The sequence below is a fragment of the Streptomyces sp. NPDC008001 genome (assembly GCF_042958085.1).
Taxonomy (GTDB): Bacteria; Actinomycetota; Actinomycetes; order Streptomycetales; family Streptomycetaceae; genus Streptomyces.
Genome location: NZ_JBIBIZ010000008.1, coordinates 155,475 through 174,749, shown reverse-complemented (window position 1 = coordinate 174,749; position 19,275 = coordinate 155,475). Strand labels below are relative to the sequence as shown.

The following is a 19,275-nucleotide window of genomic DNA, read 5'->3' as shown; positions in this document are numbered from 1 at the left end:
CCGGCCGCCCGGGTCGCCGTCATCGGCGGCGGCCCCGGCGGCCTCTACGCCGCCGCCCTGCTGAAACGTCTCGCCCCGGAGCGCGAGATCACCCTCTGGGAGCGCAACGCCCCCGACGACACCTTCGGCTTCGGCGTCGTCCTCTCCGACGAGACCCTCGGCGGCATCGAGAGCGCCGACCCGGACGTGTACGCCGCCGTGCGCCGCGAGTTCGTCCGCTGGGACGACATCGACGTCGTCCACCGCGGCACCTCCCTGCGCTCCGGCGGGCACGGCTTCGCCGCCCTCGGCCGCCGCCGGCTCCTGGGCATCCTCCACGAGCGCTGCCACGCCCTCGGCGTCCGGCTCCGCTTCCGCACCGAGGCGCCGCCCGCCGCCGAGCTGGCCCGTACGCACGACCTCGTCATCGCCGCCGACGGCGTCCACAGCCGCACCCGCGACGCCCACGCGGACCACTTCCGGCCCTCCGTCACCACGCACCGCTGCCGCTACATATGGCTCTCCGCCGACTTCGCGTTCGACGCGTTCCGCTTCGAGATCGCCGAGACCGAGCACGGCATCATGCAGCTGCACGGCTACCCGTACCGGCAGGACGCGAGCACCGTCATCGTCGAGATGCGGGAGGAGGTGTGGCGGCGGGCGGGCCTGGACCGCTGCGACGAGGACGGCACGCTCGCGGCCTGCGGCAAGTACTTCGCCGACGCCCTCGGCGGGCGCCCCCTGCGCTCCAACCGCTCCGCGTGGACGGCCTTCCGGACGGTGGTGAACGAGCGGTGGCACCACGGCCGTACGGTCCTGCTCGGCGACGCCGCCCACACCGCGCACTTCTCCATCGGCTCCGGCACCAAGCTCGCCGTCGAGGACGCGCTCGCGCTCGCGCGGGCCCTGGAGCGGCACCCGGACGTCCCCGCGGCGCTCGCCGCGTACGAGGAGGAGCGGCGGCCGGCCGTCGCCTCCACGCAGCGGGCCGCCCGCGCGAGCCTGGAGTGGTTCGAGGACCTCGCGGTGCACGTGGGGCAGCCGCCGCGCCGGTTCGCCTTCAACCTCCTCACCCGCAGCCGCCGCGTCACCCACGGCAACCTGCGGCTGCGCGACCCGGGCTTCGTCGCCGCCGTCGAGGACGAGGCCGGGGTGCCGCCCGGCACGCCGCCCATGTTCACGCCCTTCCGGCTGCGCGGCCTGACCCTGCGCAACCGCGTCGTGGTCTCCCCCATGGACATGTACTCCGCGGTCGACGGCACCCCCGGCGACTTCCACCTCGTCCACCTGGGCGCGCGCGCCCTGGGCAGGGCGGGGCTCGTGATGGCGGAGATGGTCTGCGTGAGCGAACGGGGCCGGATCACACCCGGGTGCTCGGGCCTGTACGCGCCCGAGCACGAGCGGGAGTGGAGCCGCATCACCGGCTTCGTGCACGAGCAGGCGCCCGGCACGGCGATCGGGCTCCAGCTGGGGCACGCGGGCCGCAAGGGGTCGACGCGGCGGATGTGGGAGGGCATCGACCAGCCGCTCCCGTCGGGGAACTGGCCGGTCGTCGCCCCCTCGGCGCTCCCGTACCGGCCCGGGATCAACCAGACGCCACACGCGCTGTCGATGGCCGAACTCGCGGAGATACGGAATCAGTTCGTGCGATCGGCCGAGGCGGCCGCACGCGCCGGCTTCGACCTCCTCGAACTCCACTGCGCGCACGGCTATCTGCTGTCCGGCTTCCTCTCCCCGCTCACGAACCACCGCGACGACGCGTACGGGGGCGGCGGGCTGGAGGGCCGGCTGCGCTACCCCCTGGAGGTGTTCGACGCGGTACGGGCCGTGTGGCCCGCCGACCGGCCCATGACCGTACGGATCTCCGCCACGGACTGGGCCGAGGGCGGCACGACGGCCGACGACGCCGTGGCCGTCGCGCGCGCCTTCGCCGCCCACGGGGCGGACGCGCTCGACGTCTCGACGGGCCAGGTCGTCGCCGGCGAACGGCCCGCGTTCGGCCGCTCGTACCAGGTGCCCTTCGCGGACCGCATCCGGCACGAGGCGGGCGTGCCGGTGATCGCCGTGGGCGCGATCTCGTCCTGGGACGACGTCAACTCCCTGATCCTGGCCGGCCGCGCCGACCTCTGCGCACTCGGCCGCCCGCACCTGTACGACCCGCACTGGACCCTCCACGCGGCGGCCGAACAGGACTACACGGGCCCGGGCGCGGTCTGGCCCCTCCCGTACCGGGCGGGCAGCCGCCGGCCTCCTACGGGGCGCGGCTGAACGAGGGTGGTTGCGCGCGGGGTACGGCCTTCCGCCGTGACGGCGGAGCCGAGGACCGACGCGGGCCACCCCCTCCCGCCGCACCGGCGACCGGCCACGACGGACCTGCCCGGCGGTGCCGTACCGGCCCGGGCGGGCTCGGCACCGCCGGACACGCCGAGGAGGGTTGCGCGCCCCGGCGGCGGGGCGAAGGGGCCGCGCCCCGGTAGGAAAGGCCCCGCCACCGCGGCGGAGCCGTCCGCGCTACGCCAGTTCCGCGCCCACGAAGCGGGCCCCCGCGTCGCGCAGGCGGGCGTGGAGGGCGGTGAAGACGCGGGACGAGCGGGCTCCCGGCCAGTCGGGCGGGAGGAGGGCCGCGGGGAGGCCCGGGTCGGCGTAGGGGAGGTGGCGCCAGGAGTCGAGGGCGAGGAGGTAGTCCCGGTAGGCCTCCCGCGGCGGCACCACCCGCCGCCGCGCCCACCGCCGCAGCACCGGCTCGTGCGCGTCCAGGAACGCCCGGTGCTGCGCCGCCAGGGACTCCAGGTCCCACCACCGGGCCACCGCCTCCGCCGTCGGCTCGAAGCCGAGGTGGGAGCCCTTGAACAGGTCGACGTACGAGGCGAGGCCGAGCCGCTCCAGCGTGTGCCGCGTCTCCTCGTGCACGTGGGCCGGGGCGATCCACACCCCCGGCGCCGCCGTGCCGAAGCCGAGCCGGGCGAGCCGCGAGCGCAGCAGGTGCCGCTTGTGGCGCTCCTCCTCGGGCACCGAGAAGACGGCCAGCAGCCAGCCGCCGGCCGCCCGCGCGGGGGCGCGGCCGTAGATGCGCCGGTCGCCGTCGTCGAGCAGCTGCCGGGCGGCGTCCGAGAGCCCGTACCCCGCGGCCCCGCCGTCCGTACGGCCCGCGACGAGCAGCCCGCGCCGTTTGAGGCGCGAGACGGCCGACCGCACCGAGGGCGAGTCCACGCCCACGGCACCCAGCAACCGGATCAGGGCCGCGATCGGCACGGGCCGCCCGCCGCCCGTGCGGCAGGCGCTCCCGCGGCCGTACGCGCCGTAGAACGTGACGATGAGGGACCGGGGAGTATGGAGAGTAAGGAGTGGTTGCTGGTCAGTCACGGGGAAACTGTAAAGCTCCGTCACGAGCCCGTACGCAGCCGGAATCGCTGCAGCTTGCCGGTGGGCGTCCGCGGAAGGGCGGCCAGGAACTCGATCTCGCGAGGGCACTTGTAGGGAACGATCTCCTTTTTGGTGAACTCCCGCAGCGCCGCGACCGTTTCCGCCGTCCCCGGCACCTCCTCCCGCAGCACCACGTAGGCGACGACGATCTCGCCGCGCTGCTCGTCGGGGCGCCCGACGACGGCCGCCTCCAGGACGTCCGGGTGGCGCAGCAGCGCTTCCTCGACCTCGGGTCCGGCGATGTTGTACCCGGCCGAGATGATCATGTCGTCGGCGCGGGCGACGTAGCGGAAGTGGCCCGTGGTCTCGCGGACGTACGTGTCGCCGGTGAGGTTCCAGCCGTCGCGCACGTAGTCGCGCTGGCGCTCGTCGGCGAGGTAGCGGCAGCCGGTGGGGCCGCGCACGGCGAGCAGTCCGGGTTCGCCGTCGGGGAGCGGCCGGCCGCCGGGGCCCAGGACGCGGGCCTCGTAGCCGGGGACGGGCAGGCCGGTGGTGCCGGGGCGGATCTCGTCGTCGGCGGCGGAGATGAAGATGTGCAGCATCTCGGTGGCGCCGATGCCGTTGATGACGCGGAGCCCGGTGGCGCGGCGCCAGGCGTGCCAGAGGGCCGCGGGCAGGTGCTCGCCCGCGGAGACGCAGCGGCGCAGGGAGGAGATGTCGTGCGCACCGGTCGGCTCGCCGAGCAGCTCCAGCATGGAGCGGTAGGCCGTGGGGGCGGTGAAGAGGACGGAGACGCGGTGGCGCCCGATGTCGTCGAGGAGTTGTCCGGGGCCGCGCCACTCGGTGAGGAGGGTGGCGGCGCCGGCGCGGAGGGGGAAGATCACGAGGCCGCCGAGGCCGAAGGTGAAGCCCAGAGGCGGGCTGCCGGCGAAGACGTCGTCGGGGCCGGGCCGCAGGACGTGGGCCGAGAAGGTGTCCGCGATGGCGAGCACGTCGCGGTGGAAGTGCATGCAGCCTTTGGGGCGGCCGGTGGTGCCGGAGGTGAAGGCGATGAGGGCGACGTCGTCCGCGGAGGTGGGCGCGGCCGCATACGATGGGGGTTTGTCCGCGGCCAGGTGCAGCAGGTCGCCGGGGGTGTCACCGCCGTAGGGGGTTATTCGGACGGCTGTCGCGAGCGACTCCAGGCCGTCGAGGGAACGGGCGTCGCACAAGGCGTGCCGTATGCGCGCGAGTTCGCAGATCGTGGCCAGTTCGTGCGGGCGCTGGGCGGCGAGGACGGTGACGGCGACGGCCCCGGCCTTCATCACGGCGAGCCAGCAGGCCGCCAGCCAGGGGGTGGTGGGGCCGCGCAGCAGGACGCGGTTGCCGGGTACGACGCCGAGGTCGTCGGTGAGGGTGCGGGCGATCCGGTCGACGTGCGCGGCGAGTTCGCCGTACGTCCAGAGGCCGCCGTGACCGTCGTGCACGGCGGGGCGGTCGGGGCCCAGCCGGGCGATGGTGGCGTCGAGCAGTTCGGCCCCGCAGTTGAGCCGGGCCGGGTAGGCCGGGAGGGCGCCGTGCTGCGGGCCGAGGAGGAGGTCGGGCCAGAGGGCGGCGGGCGGGAGGTGGTCGCGCGGGAAGGTGTCGGCGTGGCCCGACGGCTGAAGCCCCGTCGCATCCGCCGCGCCCGCTGTACCCGCCGTGCCCGCGGCACCCGTCTCGCCCGCCGTCTCCGGCTCGCCCGCCGTATCCGTCGCATCCGTCGCTGCCATCGCTGATGCGCCCCCTCGCGCCGGTGACTGACCTGAGGTGAAGCAGGGTGAACGGGGGTCTTGCCAGCCGTGCGGATCCGCTGTCAGCGTAGCGACTTGGTGACGGCAGTCAACAGAGCGCGATAAGCGCCGCCACGCGATCACGAAGGGGCCGCCCATGGTCACCCCGTTCGCCCTCGACCCGCAACAGCGCGCCTGGTGCGACGGCCTGCGCACCCTCGCGGCGGAGCGCCTGCGCACCCTCGCCGCCGCGGGAGAGCCGGGCCGCGTCAACCGGCCCCTCGTCGCCGCCCTCGGCGAACTCGGCCTGCTGGCCAGGCTGTTCCCCGCCGAGGGCCCTGTGTGCGCCATGGACCTGTGCCTGCTGCGGGAGTCCCTCGCCCGGGAGTGCACGGAGGCCGAGACCGCGCTCGCCCTGCAGGGCCTCGGCGCGTACCCCGTCGTGCAGTCGGGCAGCGCCCGGCAGCGCGCCCGCTGGATGCCGGAGGTCGTCGCGGGCCGGGCCGTGGCCGCGTTCGCGCTGAGCGAGCCGGCGGCCGGGTCCGACGCGGCGGCGCTGGAGCTCTGCGCCGAACCGGACCCGTCGGGCGGGGACGGCTGGCGCCTGACGGGCGAGAAGACGTGGATCTCCAACGCGCCCGAGGCCGACGTGTACACCGTCTTCGCCCGTACGGGGCAGGCGCCGGGCTCGCGGGGCGTGACCGCGTTCCTCGTCCCGGGTGACAGCGCGGGCCTCTCCGGCCGGCGCCTGGACATGCTCAGCCCGCACCCCATCGGCACCCTGGCGTTCGACGGCGTGCCGGTCGGTGCCGGGGACGTGCTCGGCGTGCCGGGCGGCGGCTTCCGCGTCGCCATGCGCACGCTCGACCTGTTCCGGCCCAGCGTGGGCGCGTTCGCCGTCGGCATGGCGCGGGCCGCCCTCGCCGCGGCCGTCGCCCACGGCGGGGAGCGGCAGGCCTTCGGCGGCCCCCTCAAGGACCTGCAGGCCGTCTCCCACCAGCTCGCCGAGATGGCCACCCGGACGGAGGCGGCGGCACTGCTCGTGTACGCGGCGGCCGCGGCCTACGACGCGGGCGAGCCCGGCATCGCGGCCCGCTCGGCCATGGCCAAGCTCTTCGCCACCGAGACCGCGCAGTACGTCGTGGACGCGGCCGTCCAGCTCCACGGCGCCCGCGCCCTGCGGCGGGGGCACCTGCTGGAGCACCTGTACCGGGAGGTGCGCGCGCCCCGGATCTACGAGGGCGCGAGCGAGGTCCAGCGCACGATCATCGCGAAGGAGCTGTACCGGTGAGGGGGGCGGGGGTGCCGGAGGGGGGCGGGGTGCCGTCGCCGGGCGGGGCGGCCGGCTTGTCGTCGGGTGCACCAGCCGGCGCGACTTCAGGCCTGTCCTCCGGCGCGACGGCCGGATCGCCGCCCGGCTCGTCGTCCGGCCTGCGGAGGGTCAACCCCCCGGAGCTGTCCCCGCCCGCCGGCTTCTCGCACGCCGTCACCGTCACCGGCGGCCGCCTCGTCTTCCTCGCCGGGCAGACCGCGCTCGACGCGTCGGGCCGCATCGTGCCGGGCGGCCTGCCGGAGCAGTTCGAACGGGCCCTGGGCAATCTGCTCGGCGCCCTCGCCGCCGCGGGCGGCGCCCCGCAGCACCTCGCGCGCGTCACCGTCTACGCCACCGACGTCGCCGCCTACCGGGCCCACGCGCGGGAACTCGGCACCGTCTGGCGGCGGCTGGCCGGGCGGGACTATCCGGCCATGGCGGTCGTCGGCGTGGTCCGGCTGTGGGACGAGGAGGCGCTGGTGGAACTGGACGGCATCGCGGTGGTGCAGTGACGGCGGCCCGGGGCGGGCACGGGGTGGCGGTACGGGGCTACGGGCGTGCGGGGCGGCGGTGCGGGCTCAGAAACCGGTGCAGGTCGCCGTGGCCCCCGGGCCGGACGCCGTCGCGGTCCTCGGCCGGCCGTCGTTCACCGTCACCGAGCAGGAGACCGTACCGCCGCCCTTCCCGGCCGTGACGGCGAGCAATCCGCCCTTCACGAAGTCCTTCGTCACCAGCTCCTTGCGCCAGGGCAGGTCCCGGTGGGCCTCCTTACTGGTCACGCGGCCCCCGTCCTTCCAGGTCGTGTACGCGACGGCCACGTCCTGCGCGCTGCCGGTGACCTCGTAGCGCACCCGGACGGTCTTGCCGGTCTCGTCCGCGAGACCGATGACGAGCGCCGCGCACCCGCCGGCCAGCAGGAGCACCGCGGCGAGCAGCACCCAGGGCCACCTGCGGCGCCCGGCGCGGCTGCCCGCCGCAGGGCGAGGCGCCCAGCCGCCGTGCGTGGGGCCGCCGCCCGGATGAGGCGTACTCATGCGGCCAGCATGCCGTTGCCCCTGCGGGGTGGCGACCGGAGACCGCCGTACGGGCGGCGGTCCGCGGGCGGCGGTCCGCGGTCGGCGGTCCGCGGTCGGCGGTCCGCGGTCGGCGGTTCCCCGGGGCAGGCCAGGGGCCCGCGCTACGGCCCGGACCGGCACCGCCGGTCCGGGCCGGTCCGGGCCGGCACCGCCGGTCACCACCGTCGTGGCCGGTCGCCGCTGCGGCGGGAAGAAAGGTGACCGGCACCTTCATCCCGCCGCACCGGCCGCCACGTACCCGACGACCGGCCCGCGGCGCCTACAGCCGCGGGTCGACCGGTTCCGACTCCAGGGCGAGCACGCCGAAGACCGCCTCGTGGACCCGCCACAGCGGTTCGCCCTCCGCCAGCCGGTCCAGCGCCTCCAGGCCGAGCGCGTACTCGCGCAGGGCGAGCGAGCGCTTGTGGCCGAGGTGGCGGGCGCGCAGGCGGGCCAGGTTGTCCGGGCGGGTGTACTCCGGACCGTAGATGATCCGCAGGTACTCCCGGCCACGGCACTTGACGCCCGGCTGGACGAGCCGGCCGCCCTCGGTCCGTACGAGCGCCTGCAGCGGCTTGACGACCATGCCCTCGCCGCCCGCGCCGGTCAGGTCCAGCCACCACCGCACACCGGCGGCGACGGACGCCTCGTCCCCGGTGTCGACGAGGAGCCGGCGGGTCGGGGCGAGCAGGCGGTTCACGTACACCGGGGTGTACGCGCAGAGGCCGTTGTTCGCCTCGGCGTCGTACATCTCCGCCTCGATCATCCGGTCGATCAGGGCGAGCTGCTGGTCGTGCGGGAGCGCGGCCAGGCTGCGGCCCTGGACCGCCAGGATCTGGAACGGTGCCATCCGGATGCCGTCGAGGCCGTCCGTGCCCCTGGCGCCGACCCGGCGGAGGGACTGCGTCTCCGCCCGCTCCCCCGGCCAGCCCTGCGCGCTGTCGCCGGTGGTCCAGCAGTAGCGCCGGTACGCCTCGGTGAACGCCGCCGCGTCCGCGGCCCGCTCGCGCTGGCGGTCCAGCAGCCCGGAGACGTCGACGCCGCGCTCGGCGGCCGACTCCAGCGCGGCGAGCGCCGGCGGGAAGACCGCGCCGGCCGCGGCGCCCACCGCCGCGTACTGGTGGCGCAGCAGCCCCTGGGCCTTGAGGGACCAGGGCATGAGCTCGGCGTCCAGCAGCAGCCAGTCGGTCTCCAGCTCCTCCCACAGCCCGGCCGAACCGGCCGTCGCGCTCAGCCGTCGCAGGATGCGCTCGGTCATCGCCGGATCGTCGAAGAACGGCCGCCCGGTGCGGGTGTACAGGGCGCCGGACGCCCCGCCGGTCGCGCCGAAGCGCTCCCGCGCCACGTCCGCGTCGCGGCACACGAGGGCCACGGCGCGCGACCCCATGTGCTTCTCCTCGCACACCACCTGCCGCACCCCGTCGGCGCGGTAGGCGGCGAACGCCTCCGCCGGGTGCTCCAGATAGCCCTCTTCCTGGGAGGTCGCGCAGGGCGCCATGGTCGGCGGGAGGTAGGGCAGCAGCCGCGGGTCGACGGCGAAGCGGCTCATGACCTCCAGCGCGGCCGCGGCGTTCTCCTCCTTCACGGCGACCCGGCCCATGTGCCGGGTCTCGACGACGCGGCGGCCGGTGACGTCGGTCAGGTCGAGCGGGCGGCCGTCCTCGCCGCCGGGCGCGTCGCTCGCCAGCGGCCGCACCGGCTCGTACCAGACGCGCTCGGCCGGTACGTCCACCAGCTCGCGCTCGGGCCAGCGCAGCGCGGTCATCTTCCCGCCGAAGACGGCGCCGGTGTCGAGGCAGATGGTGTTGTTCAGCCACGTCGCGGACGGGGTGGGGGTGTGGCCGTAGACCACGGCGGCGCGGCCGCGGTAGTCCTCGGCCCACGGGTAGCGCACGGGCAGGCCGAACTCGTCGGTCTCGCCCGTCGTGTCCCCGTACAGCGCGTGCGAGCGGACGCGGCCCGAGGTGCGGCCGTGGTACTTCTCGGGCAGGCCCGCGTGGCAGACCACCAGCCGGCCCTCGTCCAGGACGTAGTGGCTGACGAGCCCGTCGACGAACTCCCGCACCTGCTCGCGGAAGGCGGGGTCCCGGGCGTCCTCGCGCTCCAGCTGCTCGATGGTCTCGGCCAGTCCGTGGGCGTGCTGGACCTTCTTGCCGTGGAGCCAGCGGCCGAGCTTGTTCTCGTGGTTGCCGGGCACGCACAGGGCGTTGCCCGAGGCCACCATGCCCATGACGCGGCGGAGCACGCCGGGGCTGTCGGGGCCGCGGTCGACGAGGTCGCCGACGAACACGGCGGTCCGGCCGCCGGGGTGGACACCGTCCTCGTACCCCAGCTTCGCGAGGAGCGTCTCCAGTTCGGAGCTGCAGCCGTGGATGTCACCGATGATGTCGAAGGGGCCGGTGAGGTGGCGGAGGTCGTTGAAGCGGCGCTCCAGGACGACTTCGGCGGACTCGGCTTCCTCGGCGCTGCGCAGCACGTGCACCTTGCGGAAGCCCTCGCGCTCCAGGCCGCGCAGCGAGCGGCGCAGCTCGCGGCGGTGGCGCTGGATGACGTGGCGCGGCAGGCCGGCCCGGTCGGCGCGGCCGGCGTTGCGCGCGGCGCACACCTCCTCGGGCAGGTCGAGGACGATGGCGATGGGCAGCACGTCGTGCTCCCGGGCGACCCGCACCAGCTGCCTGCGGGCCTCCGGCTGGACGTTGGTCGCGTCGACGACGGTGAGGCGGCCGGCGGCGAGGCGCTTGCCCGCGATGTAGTGCAGGACGTCGAAGGCGTCGCCGCTGGCGCTCTGGTCGTTCTCGTCGTCGGCGACGAGGCCGCGGCAGAAGTCCGAGGAGATCACCTCGGTGGGCTTGAAGTGCTTCCGGGCGAAGGTGGACTTGCCCGAGCCGGTCGCGCCGATGAGCACCACGAGGGACAGGTCGGTGACGGGGAGCGTGCGCTTCGCCCGTGCCGCGCCGGCTGTTGCTGTGGTCGTCATGCGGCTTTCTCCTGCTTCGGCTCTTTCTCTGTCCGGTTCGGTGTCCGGCTCTCGGTCCGGCTCTCGGTCCGGTTCACTGTCCCGTTCTCGGTCCGGGTGTCTGTCCGGTTCTCTGTCCGGGTGAAGACGGCCATCTGGGTCGGCGGTCCGGTCTCCGGGTCGTCCGGCCCCACGGGCGCGTGCGCCACCTCGTAGCCGTACCGCTCCGCGACCTCCGCCGCCCAGGTGCGGAACTCCTCGCGCGTCCACTCGAAGCGGTGGTCCGCGTGCCGGAGGTGCCCGGCGGGCAGCGTTTCCCAGCGCACGTTGTACTCGGAGTTCGGGGTGGTCACGATCACCGTCGCGGGGCGGGCCGCGCCGAACACCGCGTGTTCCAGGGCGGGCAGGCGCGGCAGGTCGAGGTGCTCGATCACCTCGCTGAGCACCGCCGCGTCGTACCCGGCCAGCCTGCGGTCCGTGTAGGCGAGCGAGCCCTGGAACAGGGTGACGCGCGCCGCCTGGCGCTCGGTCATCCGGTCCGGGCGCAGCCGCCGGGCGGCCTCCTTCAGGGCCCGGGTGGACACGTCCATGCCGGCCACCTCGGTGAACCGCGGGTCCTTGAGCAGCTCTCCGACGAGCTGTCCCTGTCCGCAGCCGAGGTCGAGGACGCGTGCGGCGCCGGCGGCGCGCAGGGCGCCGAGGATCGCCGTACGGCGCTGCACCGCTAGCGGCACGGGCCGCTCCTCGGTGTCCGTCTCCTCGTCGACGGCGTTGTCCAGCTCCTCGGCCTCGGCGTCGTCGGCCTCCGCGAGGCGCGCGAGGGCCAGGCGCTCCAGGGCGTCGCGGGTCAGCGACCAGCGGCGGCTCAGGTAGCGGCCGGCGATCAGACGCTGTTCGGGGTGGTCCTCCAGCCAGCCCTCGCCGGCTCGCAGCAGCTTCTCGACCTCGTCGGACGCCACCCAGTAGTGCTTGGCGTCGTCCAGCACCGGCAGGAGGACGTAGAGGTGGCGCAGGGCGTCCGCGAGCCGCTGCTCGCCCTCCAGCACCAGGCGTACGTAGCGCGAGTCGCCCCACTGCGGGAACTTCTCGTCCAGCGCCACCGGCTCCGCCGTCACCGTCCAGCCGAGCGGCGCGAACAGCCGCTCCACGAGCGCCGCGCCGCCGCGGGCGGGCAGCACCGGCACCTCGATGCGCAGCGGGCGCGCGGCGCCCGGCAGCTCCGGACGGGCCGCGCACTGCCCCTTCAGCGCGGTGGAGAAGACGCTGCTGAGGGCGACGGCGAGCAGCGAGGACGCCGCGTACGGGCGGTCGTTGACGTACTGCGCGAGGGCGGAGTCGGGCGCTCCGCCACGGCCCTTGCCCTTGGCCCGCCGCACCAGCGCCACCGGATCGACCTCCAGCAGCAGCGCGGCCGTGCAGCGCTCCTCGCCGGCCTCGGGGTAGAGGACGTGCGCGGTGCCGTGGGAGGTGGAGAACCGCTGCGCCTTCCCGGGATGCTTGTGCAGCAGGAACCCGAGGTCGGTGGCAGGGGATCCGGTCGTACCGGTGGTGGATATCGTCAGGAACACGCGGTCGAGTATCCCCGGCCGCGTACGCCGCCTGCTAATTCTTTTCGCCGGCGCCCTCGGCGGTATTTCCCAGAAGCCCGTTCAGCAGGGCGCGGGTGAGGACCGCAATGGTGAAAGCGCAGGTGATCGCCCCTGTCGCAATCATCTCGGCCACATCCGGCCAGGGGCGGGTGACGATCCGCCGGATGCCTTCCGAGGTCTCCGGAGATCCGAAGCCGCCGATACGGGCGGCGAACAGTTCGACGTGGTCCCCGAGCAGGCCGGTGTCGGGATGCAGGCGGCCCAGGGAAATCAATTCGAGGGGCTGCGCTCCGATTTCCTCCGCGAGTTCCCGCACGGCGCTTTCCTCTCCGGTGGCGCCCGGTGCGCCCATGCCGCGGGGCACTTCCCAGTGCCAGGAGCGGGTGGCGTGGCGGTAGTGCTCGACGAGGACGATGTCGCCCGTGGTGGTGAGCGGGAGGACGACGGCGCCGGGGCTGCCGGCCGTGGAGAGCATGCGGACGTAGAGCCCGAGCGCGCCGCCGGGGAAACGGACGGCGTCCCGTACGAGGGTGACGAAGCGGTCGGCGTAGACGACGCCGACGGGGGCCGGAGCGCTGGGGGCAGCAGCTTCTCCGGTCTCCGGCGCGCCGTGCGCCGTGCCCTCCGCCGCGCGCCGGGCCTCCTCGACCTCGGCCGGGTCGAGGAGGATGTCGATCCCGCCCGGGGTGTTGCCGAACAGCTCGGGGCGGGTGGCACGCAGCCGGTCGTAGGGGCTTGCCACGGTCTCTTCACACACGGGTTCAGTACTCCGGGATGTCGTCCTGCACGGTGGCGGAGCCGGTGGCGGCCGGGGAGCCGCCCGCCTCCCGGTACCCGGGCAGCTTGCTCACCATGCCGTGGAACCTTTCCCACTCCCGGGTGCTGTCGAACCGGACCGAGGCCATCTCCCGGGCGAACTTCTGCTCGCGCCGGCCCTCCACCCGGTTGCGGAGCACCAGCTGTACGGAGCCGCCGTACTTGGCCGAGATCCCGCCGAGGCTGCCGGCCACGCTCCAGGACTCGTCGCCGGTGATCGCCGTGAAGACGGCGCCGCCGACGGTGACGACGACCTCGATGACGGGCAGCCACCTGTTGGCCCCGGCCCGCCGGTCGCCGCGGGCCTCGGCGAGGCGGACGATCTCGGAGTTGAGCCGGACGTAGCGGTCGAAGACGGGCCCCACCCGCTCCTGGAAGGCCGCCGGATCCGCAGTCAGTTCGTCGAAGGCACGGATGTACGCGTTCCAGGCGTCGCTCTGGCGCAGGCTGCAGATGTCCTCCAGGGCGAGCGCGTCGACGGCGGAGGGGGTCAGGGCGAGCCGGTCCTGGACCGTCGAGAACGCCTGGCGCTTCAGGAACAGCAGCAGCTGCTCGGGGTCGGTGACCGTCCCGGCCGCGGTCGTGCGGACGTCCCGCCACTCCTGGAGGGCCACGCGCCGCAGGCTGCCCGCCGGGGTGAGCGGGTACATGCCGAGGGCGTCGGCGAGGTTCACGCTGTAGATGAGGTCGAGGAGCTGCTTGACCTCCGCGGCGAACGGCTTGGTCCCGTCGTACCGGCCCTCGGAGACCGGCGCGCCCGGCACCGTCACGAACTCCTGGTAGAGCGCGTTGCGCGTGACGAACTCGCCCCGGACGCTGAGCTCGTTGCTCCACCGGACCACCTCGCCGATCCGCTCCGCGAACGCCCCGTACTGCGGCTCCGGGACCCCGACCTGGCGGGCGAGGAGGGGGATGTCCTTCGCGGTGAGCGCCTGCACCCGCGCGGCGAACGCGTTGAACAGCGCCGTCCTGGTGGTGTCCCGGTTCTCCTGGTCCTCCCAGGAGAACCGGACGCACTTCACGCGCTCCCCGGCCGGCATCCCGTCGAGGGTCTCCTGCCAGGCCATGAACGCCCGCGCGTCGTAGTCCAGGCCCGGGCGCGGCGGCTCGGCGGGATCGCGCTCGTTCAGCAGGTAGGGCACCAGGGCCTCCTGCGCCAGCAGCTTCTGATGCGCGCGGCGCGCCGCGCCGCCCTCGATGAGATCGCAGCTCACGGCCGCGTTGTTGTAGAAGAACACCCGGTTGGCCACCACCTGCCGGGTGTTGATCAGGCTGCGGAAGTACTCGGCCCGCACTTCCTTGTCGCGCGCGCTCCCGACGTCCTGGAGCGACTTCCCGCGCGCGACCATCTCCCTGGTCAGCTCCGCGGTCACCCACTGGTTGTCCAGGGACTGTGCGATCACCGCGCCCGGCGCGAGATCCGCCGGTCTCACCCTGACTGCCGCCTCGGTGGAATGCTGGGCCATCCCTCCACACCCCCGCTCCTCGTCCCCCGGTGACGCTCTGCTCACGTCCGTACACACGCTAGCCGTGAACCAGTGGCCCGGACCCGCTGTTGCGTCAACTCAGCTCATATGCCCAGGTGTTGGTGATCAGCCGGGGTCGGTGATCAGCCCATGCGTCCCGTCGGCCGGCGCGCCGGCCGACGCGCCGGCGCCGGCGCCGGGCAAGGGAGCCGTCTACTCGGGCCCTGCGTCGAGGGCGCGGGCCAGGGCCGCGATATCGCCCGGGCCCACACGGCAGCAGCCGCCCAGGAGGCGCGCGCCCGCCGCGCACCAGGTCGTGACGCGGTCGGCGGTGAAGTCGGCGCTGAAGGCCGGGCGCCCCGTCCAGGAGCGGGCGGCGGCATCCCACTCCTCGCCGCTGTTGGGGTAGACCACGACCGGCTTACGGGCCGCCTCGGCCGCCGTCCGGACCGCCCCGACGGCATCCGCAGGGGTACAGCAGTTGACCCCGACGGCGATGACCTGGTCGTTCCCCGCGGCCAGGGCGAAGGCCTCCTGCAACGGCTGACCGGCGCGGGTGCGCTCACCCGCGACGCTGTACGAGAGCCATACGGGCACCCCGCAGCCCGCCACGGCCCGCAGCAGCGCCTCCGCCTCCTCCATGTCCGGCACGGTCTCCAGCGCGAGGACGTCGGGCTCCGCCTCCGCCAGAGCCTCGATCCTCGGCCGGTGGAACCGCTCCAGCTCCGCGACGCTCAGGCCGTAACGGCCGCGGTACTCACTGCCGTCGGCCAGGAAGGCGCCGTAGGGGCCGACGGACGCGGCGACCCACACGTCCTTCCCGGGAGCCTCCTTCTCCGCCGCGCTGCGGGCCAGCTCCACGCTGCGCCGCAGGAGCTCCGCCGCCTGCGGGCGGCCCAGGCCACGGCGCGCGAAGCCCTCGAACGTGGCCTGATAGCTGGAGGTGATGAGGACCTGTGCGCCCGCCCGCACATAGGCGGCGTGCGCCTGCTCGATCTGCCCGGGGTCGTCGGCGAGCAGCCGGGCCGACCACAGGGCGTCGGACAGATCACAGCCCTGCGCCGCCAGCTGGTTGGACAGCCCGCCGTCGAGGACGAGCGGACCACGCGCCAGCGCAGCGGCGAGAGGGACGGTGGGGGCGGGCGACACAGGCGATGCTCCTCATGGGATGGGGAGGGACGGTCGTCGGGTGTGGTGCTGGGGTATTGCGGGGCCCTGCTGGGCGTCGCCGGTAGGCGTCAGCCCAGCTGGGACTGGACCTCGGAGGCGATCAGCTCCAGGTGGTCGAGGTCGTCCAGGTCCAGGATCTGGAAGTAGATCCGGGACGAACCGACGGCCGCATAACGACCGATCTTGTCGACCACCTCGGCCGGGGAGCCCGCCAGGCCGTTCTCCTTGAGCTCGTCCACCTCCCGCCCGATGACCGCCGCCCGCCGTGCGACCTCCGCGTCGTCCTTGCCGACACAGGCGACGAGCACATTGGAGTACACGAGGTCGCTGCCCTTGCGGCCGGCCTCCTCCGCAGCCGCCCGCACCCGGCCGAACTGCCGCTCACTGTCCTCGACCGACGCGAACGGGATGTTGAACTCGTCGGCGAACTTCGCGGCCAGCCGCGGCGTGCGCTTGGCGCCGTGGCCGCCGATGAGCACGGGCAGCTTCTCCTGCGCGGGCTTGGCCAGTGCGGGGCAGTCGGTGAGCCGGTAGTACGTGCCGTCGAAGTCGAAGGTCTTGCCGGTCTCCGTCTCCCAGAGGCCGGTCACGATGGCGAGCTGCTCCTCCAGGCGGCCGAACTTCTCCTTCGGGAAGGGGATGCCGTAGGCCTTGTGCTCCTCCTCGAACCAGCCTGCGCCCAGGCCCAGCTCGACGCGCCCGCCGGACATCTGGTCCACCTGCGCCACCTGGATGGCCAGCACGCCCGGCAGCCGGAACGTGCCCGCCGTCATCAGCGTGCCGAGCCGGATGCGGCGCGTCTCGCGGGCGAGGGCCGCCAGGGTGATCCAGGCGTCGGTCGGGCCGGGCAGGCCGTCCGCGGAACCCATGGCGAGATAGTGGTCGGAACGGAAGAAGGCGTCGAAGCCGAGGTCCTCGGTGGCCTTGGCGACCGTCAGCAGCGTGTCGTAGCTCGCCCCTTGCTGGGGCTCGGTGAAGATTCGCAGATCCATGCCCCCATCCTGCACTGCCGGGCGGGCGTCAACCGGCTGTGCCCTGCGCCGGTGCACCCGCCCCGGTCGGGTGAAATTCCGCCGCACCCGCAGGGCCGGTGAGCCGCCGCCAGTGTCCGCCGAGGCCGGTGATCGTTGGCTCGGGCGGAGCCGGACCGCCCGGCCCGCGCACCGGTGCACCCTGCCGGAGGCGACGACTGCAACACCGCTCTCCCGCACCGGGAGGGCCGGGGCCGAGGAGGCCGCGATGACCCAGGAAGCCGTGCCCGACGAAACGGTGCCCGCCCAGCCCGCCGTCCGGCAGCCCGGCGCGCCCAAGGGCCTGCTGCAGCAGATGGAGGAGCTGATGGCGGCGCTCAACGCCGACCTGTCGCAGCTCGACGCGGACCTGCAGCCGCGCGACGGACGCCCTGCGTCCGCCGGCACCACCGCCGGCGCGAATGCTGGTGCCACCGCCGACGTGGCCGTTGGCGCCACCGTCGACGCGACCGCTGGTGCCACCGTTGGCGCCGCCCCCGACGCGACCGTCGACGCGACTGCCGATGCGACCGCCGGCGCGTCCGCCGACGGAGGGGATGCCCGCTGACCGCCCGCGCTTCACGCGGCACCCCCCTCCCGCTCGCGCGACGCGAGCCGTCTCTGTAACCAGCGCACTCTGTCGCTCGTCTCGTCGGCCGCGTCGATCGCTTCTATGCACTGCCAGTACATGGCGTCCTCGTCGGAGGAGCAGGCGACTCCCACCAGAGCGATGCCCACCTCCCCGAGCAGCCCGCACAGCCCGGCCAGCGCGCTCCACGGGTCGCGGACCTCGGTGAGCTGCCCGGCCCGGATCGCTCCGGCACGCAGCGTCTGACGCAGCGCGCCGGACGCGCGGGCACCGGCCTCGCTCAGACTCCCCGCGGCGGCGCGGGCCTCGAAGGGGCCGTGGACCGCGAGATGGCCGCCGACCGCACCCGCCAGCGCCTGGGTCTGCCATGCCTCGGTGACGATGTCGTGGACGGCCCTGGCCTGCGCCAGGGCCGCCCGGGTAGCTCCGATGAGCCGCACTGCATCCATGACCCGGACCCCCAACTTCCCGACTACGCCGTGCCCACACCTTCTCACTACCCAGAGTGATGACTAACCGCCGGAAACGCCAGGGGAATTCAGAAATCTGTGGATACCAGATGGGGTGTGGATAACTCAATCACTCCGGAGAGTGACGACCAGGCGACCCGGCGGCGTCCCGGTCCGGCACCGGGAACCGCTTCTCGTTGCGCTCGATCTTCGCGGCGAGCGCGGCCGCCGCGTCGATGCCCAGCACCTCGCAGAACTGCAGCAGATACGCCAGGACGTCGGCGACCTCGTCCTCGACCCGCGCGGCGGTCCCCGGGCGGTCCATCACCTGCACCGACTCCTCCGGCGTCAACCACTGGAAGATCTCGACGAGTTCCGATGCCTCGACGCTGAGCGCCGCGACGAGGTTCTTGGGCGTGTGGTACGGCTGCCAGTGGCGTGCTGCCGCGAAGTCGGCCAAGCGCCGCTGCAGCGCCCGCAGCTCGCCTTCGCCGCTTCCGCCTTCTGCCGGGTGTTGATCATTCACCCCTCAGGTCTACCACCGACACGCCTGCCACGGGCGGATCCGCGGCACCGGTATCCCGCACCGCGCCCACCAGCCGCACATGCCCGCGCTCCCCCATCCGTACCGCCAGGGCGAGCAGCTCGCGCTCCTGCCCGGCGTCCAGGCAGCGGTCGAAGTCGTCCGCGAGCACGGTGAGGGCCTGCCGCGCCTGCAGCACCTCGCCGGCGGGGTCCATGTCCAGCACGCCGGGGCCGGTCATCAGCACCAGGCAGAGCGCGAGGTAGCGCAACTCGCCGTCCCCGAGCCGCTCCAGCCCCACGGCGCCGCCGGCCCTCTGCCCCAGCACCGCCTGCACGAGGCCGTCGTCCGTCCCCCGTACGGACAGCCCGTCCACGGGCACCCGGCACCCGGCGTCCACCGCCGCCACGAGGGCGGCGTGCCGGGTCGCGCACTCATGGCGCGTACGGCCCAGGACCGCGGCGACGTTGTCACAGGTGCCGCGCAGCAGCCCGTCGTCGCGGGCGGCGGGGGCGCGCATCAGATCCGGGCGCGGATCGCAGGCGAAGACCGCGCGCAGGGCCACGACGACCTGCTCGGCGGCGTCGAGGACGAGCTGCTGCCCGGCGGTCTTCCCGGCGACGCGTAAGGGCATCAGGGCGGTGCCGAGCCGGTCGTCCGGCAGCGGTGCGCGGGTGACCGGAGCGGCCCCGGCCGTGTGCCAGGCGGCCTCCACGGCGCGGCGGCCGGGATCCCGGAGCGCCGTGGAGAGCAGGGTGCGGCCGGAGGCGGTCATCCGCTCGCCGACGATGCGGAGTTCGGGCTCGGCCTGGACGGCGACGTCGAGCCGGACGGGCCCCACGGGCCCCTCGACAGTGCAGCCGATACGGAAGCCGCGCCGCCCCTGCGCATCCGGCCGGGCTTGCTGGGGGACGCACGCCCCGGGGCCGCCGTCGACCAGGGAGAGGGCCTCCTCCAGAACATCACCGCCGGCGAGCCGCGCGAGGACCCCGTAGGCCTGGAGCGCACTGGACTTGCCGGAGCCGCTCGGTCCCCGGAAGAGGGTGAGCGGGCCGAGTGCGTAGGAGGCGTTGCGGTGCGACTTGAAAGCGGAGAGCCGGAGCTCGGTCACGACGGACCGCTGCACACAAGAAGGCGCAGGGGAGGCGGTAGAGGGAACGACAGAAGGGGCGGCAGAAGGGGCGGCAGAAGGAACGACGGAAGGAATGCCGGAGGAAGCGTCCGGTCGGGCACAGCGAGTGTCCATG

At 74.3% G+C, this 19,275-nt stretch carries 16 protein-coding genes; 4 read left to right on the top strand and 12 right to left on the bottom strand.

Annotated elements, in window-relative coordinates; translation table 11 throughout:
- The first annotated feature begins 21 nt into the window (after positions 1-21).
- A complete protein-coding gene (locus ACFZCD_RS22155; RefSeq protein WP_391833990.1) occupies positions 22-2,247 on the top strand; it encodes a bifunctional salicylyl-CoA 5-hydroxylase/oxidoreductase in 2,226 nt (741 codons plus the stop codon).
- A gap of 243 nt (positions 2,248-2,490) precedes the next feature.
- Here the strand turns inward: ACFZCD_RS22155 and ACFZCD_RS22150 are convergent, their stop codons facing one another.
- On the bottom strand, positions 2,491-3,342 hold the full coding sequence (locus ACFZCD_RS22150) for a PaaX family transcriptional regulator C-terminal domain-containing protein (RefSeq protein WP_391833398.1): 852 nt from the start codon (positions 3,340-3,342) through the stop codon (positions 2,491-2,493).
- Between the two features lie 20 nt (positions 3,343-3,362).
- A complete protein-coding gene (locus ACFZCD_RS22145) occupies positions 3,363-5,093 on the bottom strand; it encodes an AMP-binding protein (RefSeq protein WP_391833396.1) in 1,731 nt (576 codons plus the stop codon).
- A gap of 157 nt (positions 5,094-5,250) precedes the next feature.
- Here ACFZCD_RS22145 and ACFZCD_RS22140 point away from each other — a divergent pair, with 157 nt between their 5' ends.
- Positions 5,251-6,384, top strand: a complete 1,134-nt coding sequence (locus ACFZCD_RS22140; RefSeq protein WP_391833394.1) for an acyl-CoA dehydrogenase family protein — start codon at positions 5,251-5,253, stop codon at positions 6,382-6,384.
- Positions 6,385-6,524: 140 nt separating this feature from the next.
- Complete coding sequence (locus ACFZCD_RS22135; protein ID WP_391833988.1) at positions 6,525-6,917, top strand: RidA family protein; 393 nt, start codon at positions 6,525-6,527, stop codon at positions 6,915-6,917.
- A 66-nt stretch (positions 6,918-6,983) separates the two neighbouring features.
- On the opposite strand, the gene ACFZCD_RS22130 is transcribed toward ACFZCD_RS22135, so the two are convergent.
- From ACFZCD_RS22130 to ACFZCD_RS22100, 7 genes are all read right to left on the bottom strand, one after another.
- A complete protein-coding gene (locus tag ACFZCD_RS22130) occupies positions 6,984-7,439 on the bottom strand; it encodes a hypothetical protein (protein ID WP_391833392.1) in 456 nt (151 codons plus the stop codon).
- A 301-nt stretch (positions 7,440-7,740) separates the two neighbouring features.
- Positions 7,741-10,437 (bottom strand): polynucleotide kinase-phosphatase, encoded by a 2,697-nt coding sequence (locus tag ACFZCD_RS22125; RefSeq protein ID WP_391833390.1) that lies wholly within the window; start codon positions 10,435-10,437, stop codon positions 7,741-7,743.
- Complete coding sequence (locus tag ACFZCD_RS22120) at positions 10,434-11,984, bottom strand: 3' terminal RNA ribose 2'-O-methyltransferase Hen1 (protein WP_391833388.1); 1,551 nt, start codon at positions 11,982-11,984, stop codon at positions 10,434-10,436. The genes ACFZCD_RS22125 and ACFZCD_RS22120 overlap by 4 nt, the downstream gene beginning before the upstream one ends.
- A gap of 34 nt (positions 11,985-12,018) precedes the next feature.
- Positions 12,019-12,747, bottom strand: coding sequence for an NUDIX hydrolase (locus ACFZCD_RS22115; protein WP_391833386.1), 729 nt, complete (start codon positions 12,745-12,747; stop codon positions 12,019-12,021).
- Between the two features lie 19 nt (positions 12,748-12,766).
- A complete protein-coding gene (locus ACFZCD_RS22110) occupies positions 12,767-14,287 on the bottom strand; it encodes a hypothetical protein (protein WP_391833384.1) in 1,521 nt (506 codons plus the stop codon).
- Positions 14,288-14,500: 213 nt separating this feature from the next.
- On the bottom strand, positions 14,501-15,436 hold the full coding sequence (mmuM, locus tag ACFZCD_RS22105; protein ID WP_391833382.1) for a homocysteine S-methyltransferase: 936 nt from the start codon (positions 15,434-15,436) through the stop codon (positions 14,501-14,503).
- A gap of 89 nt (positions 15,437-15,525) precedes the next feature.
- Positions 15,526-16,449, bottom strand: coding sequence for an LLM class F420-dependent oxidoreductase (locus ACFZCD_RS22100; protein WP_391833380.1), 924 nt, complete (start codon positions 16,447-16,449; stop codon positions 15,526-15,528).
- Between the two features lie 247 nt (positions 16,450-16,696).
- Here ACFZCD_RS22100 and ACFZCD_RS22095 point away from each other — a divergent pair, with 247 nt between their 5' ends.
- The gene (locus ACFZCD_RS22095; protein WP_391834034.1) at positions 16,697-17,035 is read left to right on the top strand and encodes a hypothetical protein; all 339 of its coding nucleotides are present in this window, start codon (positions 16,697-16,699) and stop codon (positions 17,033-17,035) included.
- Between the two features lie 11 nt (positions 17,036-17,046).
- On the opposite strand, the gene ACFZCD_RS22090 is transcribed toward ACFZCD_RS22095, so the two are convergent.
- The 3 genes from ACFZCD_RS22090 to ACFZCD_RS22080 form a co-directional block, all read right to left on the bottom strand.
- Positions 17,047-17,505, bottom strand: a complete 459-nt coding sequence (locus tag ACFZCD_RS22090; RefSeq protein WP_391833378.1) for a DUF6099 family protein — start codon at positions 17,503-17,505, stop codon at positions 17,047-17,049.
- Positions 17,506-17,635: 130 nt separating this feature from the next.
- Positions 17,636-18,031 (bottom strand): nucleotide pyrophosphohydrolase, encoded by a 396-nt coding sequence (locus ACFZCD_RS22085; RefSeq protein ID WP_391833376.1) that lies wholly within the window; start codon positions 18,029-18,031, stop codon positions 17,636-17,638.
- On the bottom strand, positions 18,024-19,274 hold the full coding sequence (locus tag ACFZCD_RS22080) for an AAA family ATPase (RefSeq protein ID WP_391833374.1): 1,251 nt from the start codon (positions 19,272-19,274) through the stop codon (positions 18,024-18,026). The genes ACFZCD_RS22085 and ACFZCD_RS22080 overlap by 8 nt, the downstream gene beginning before the upstream one ends.
- Between the last annotated feature and the right edge of the window lies 1 nt (position 19,275).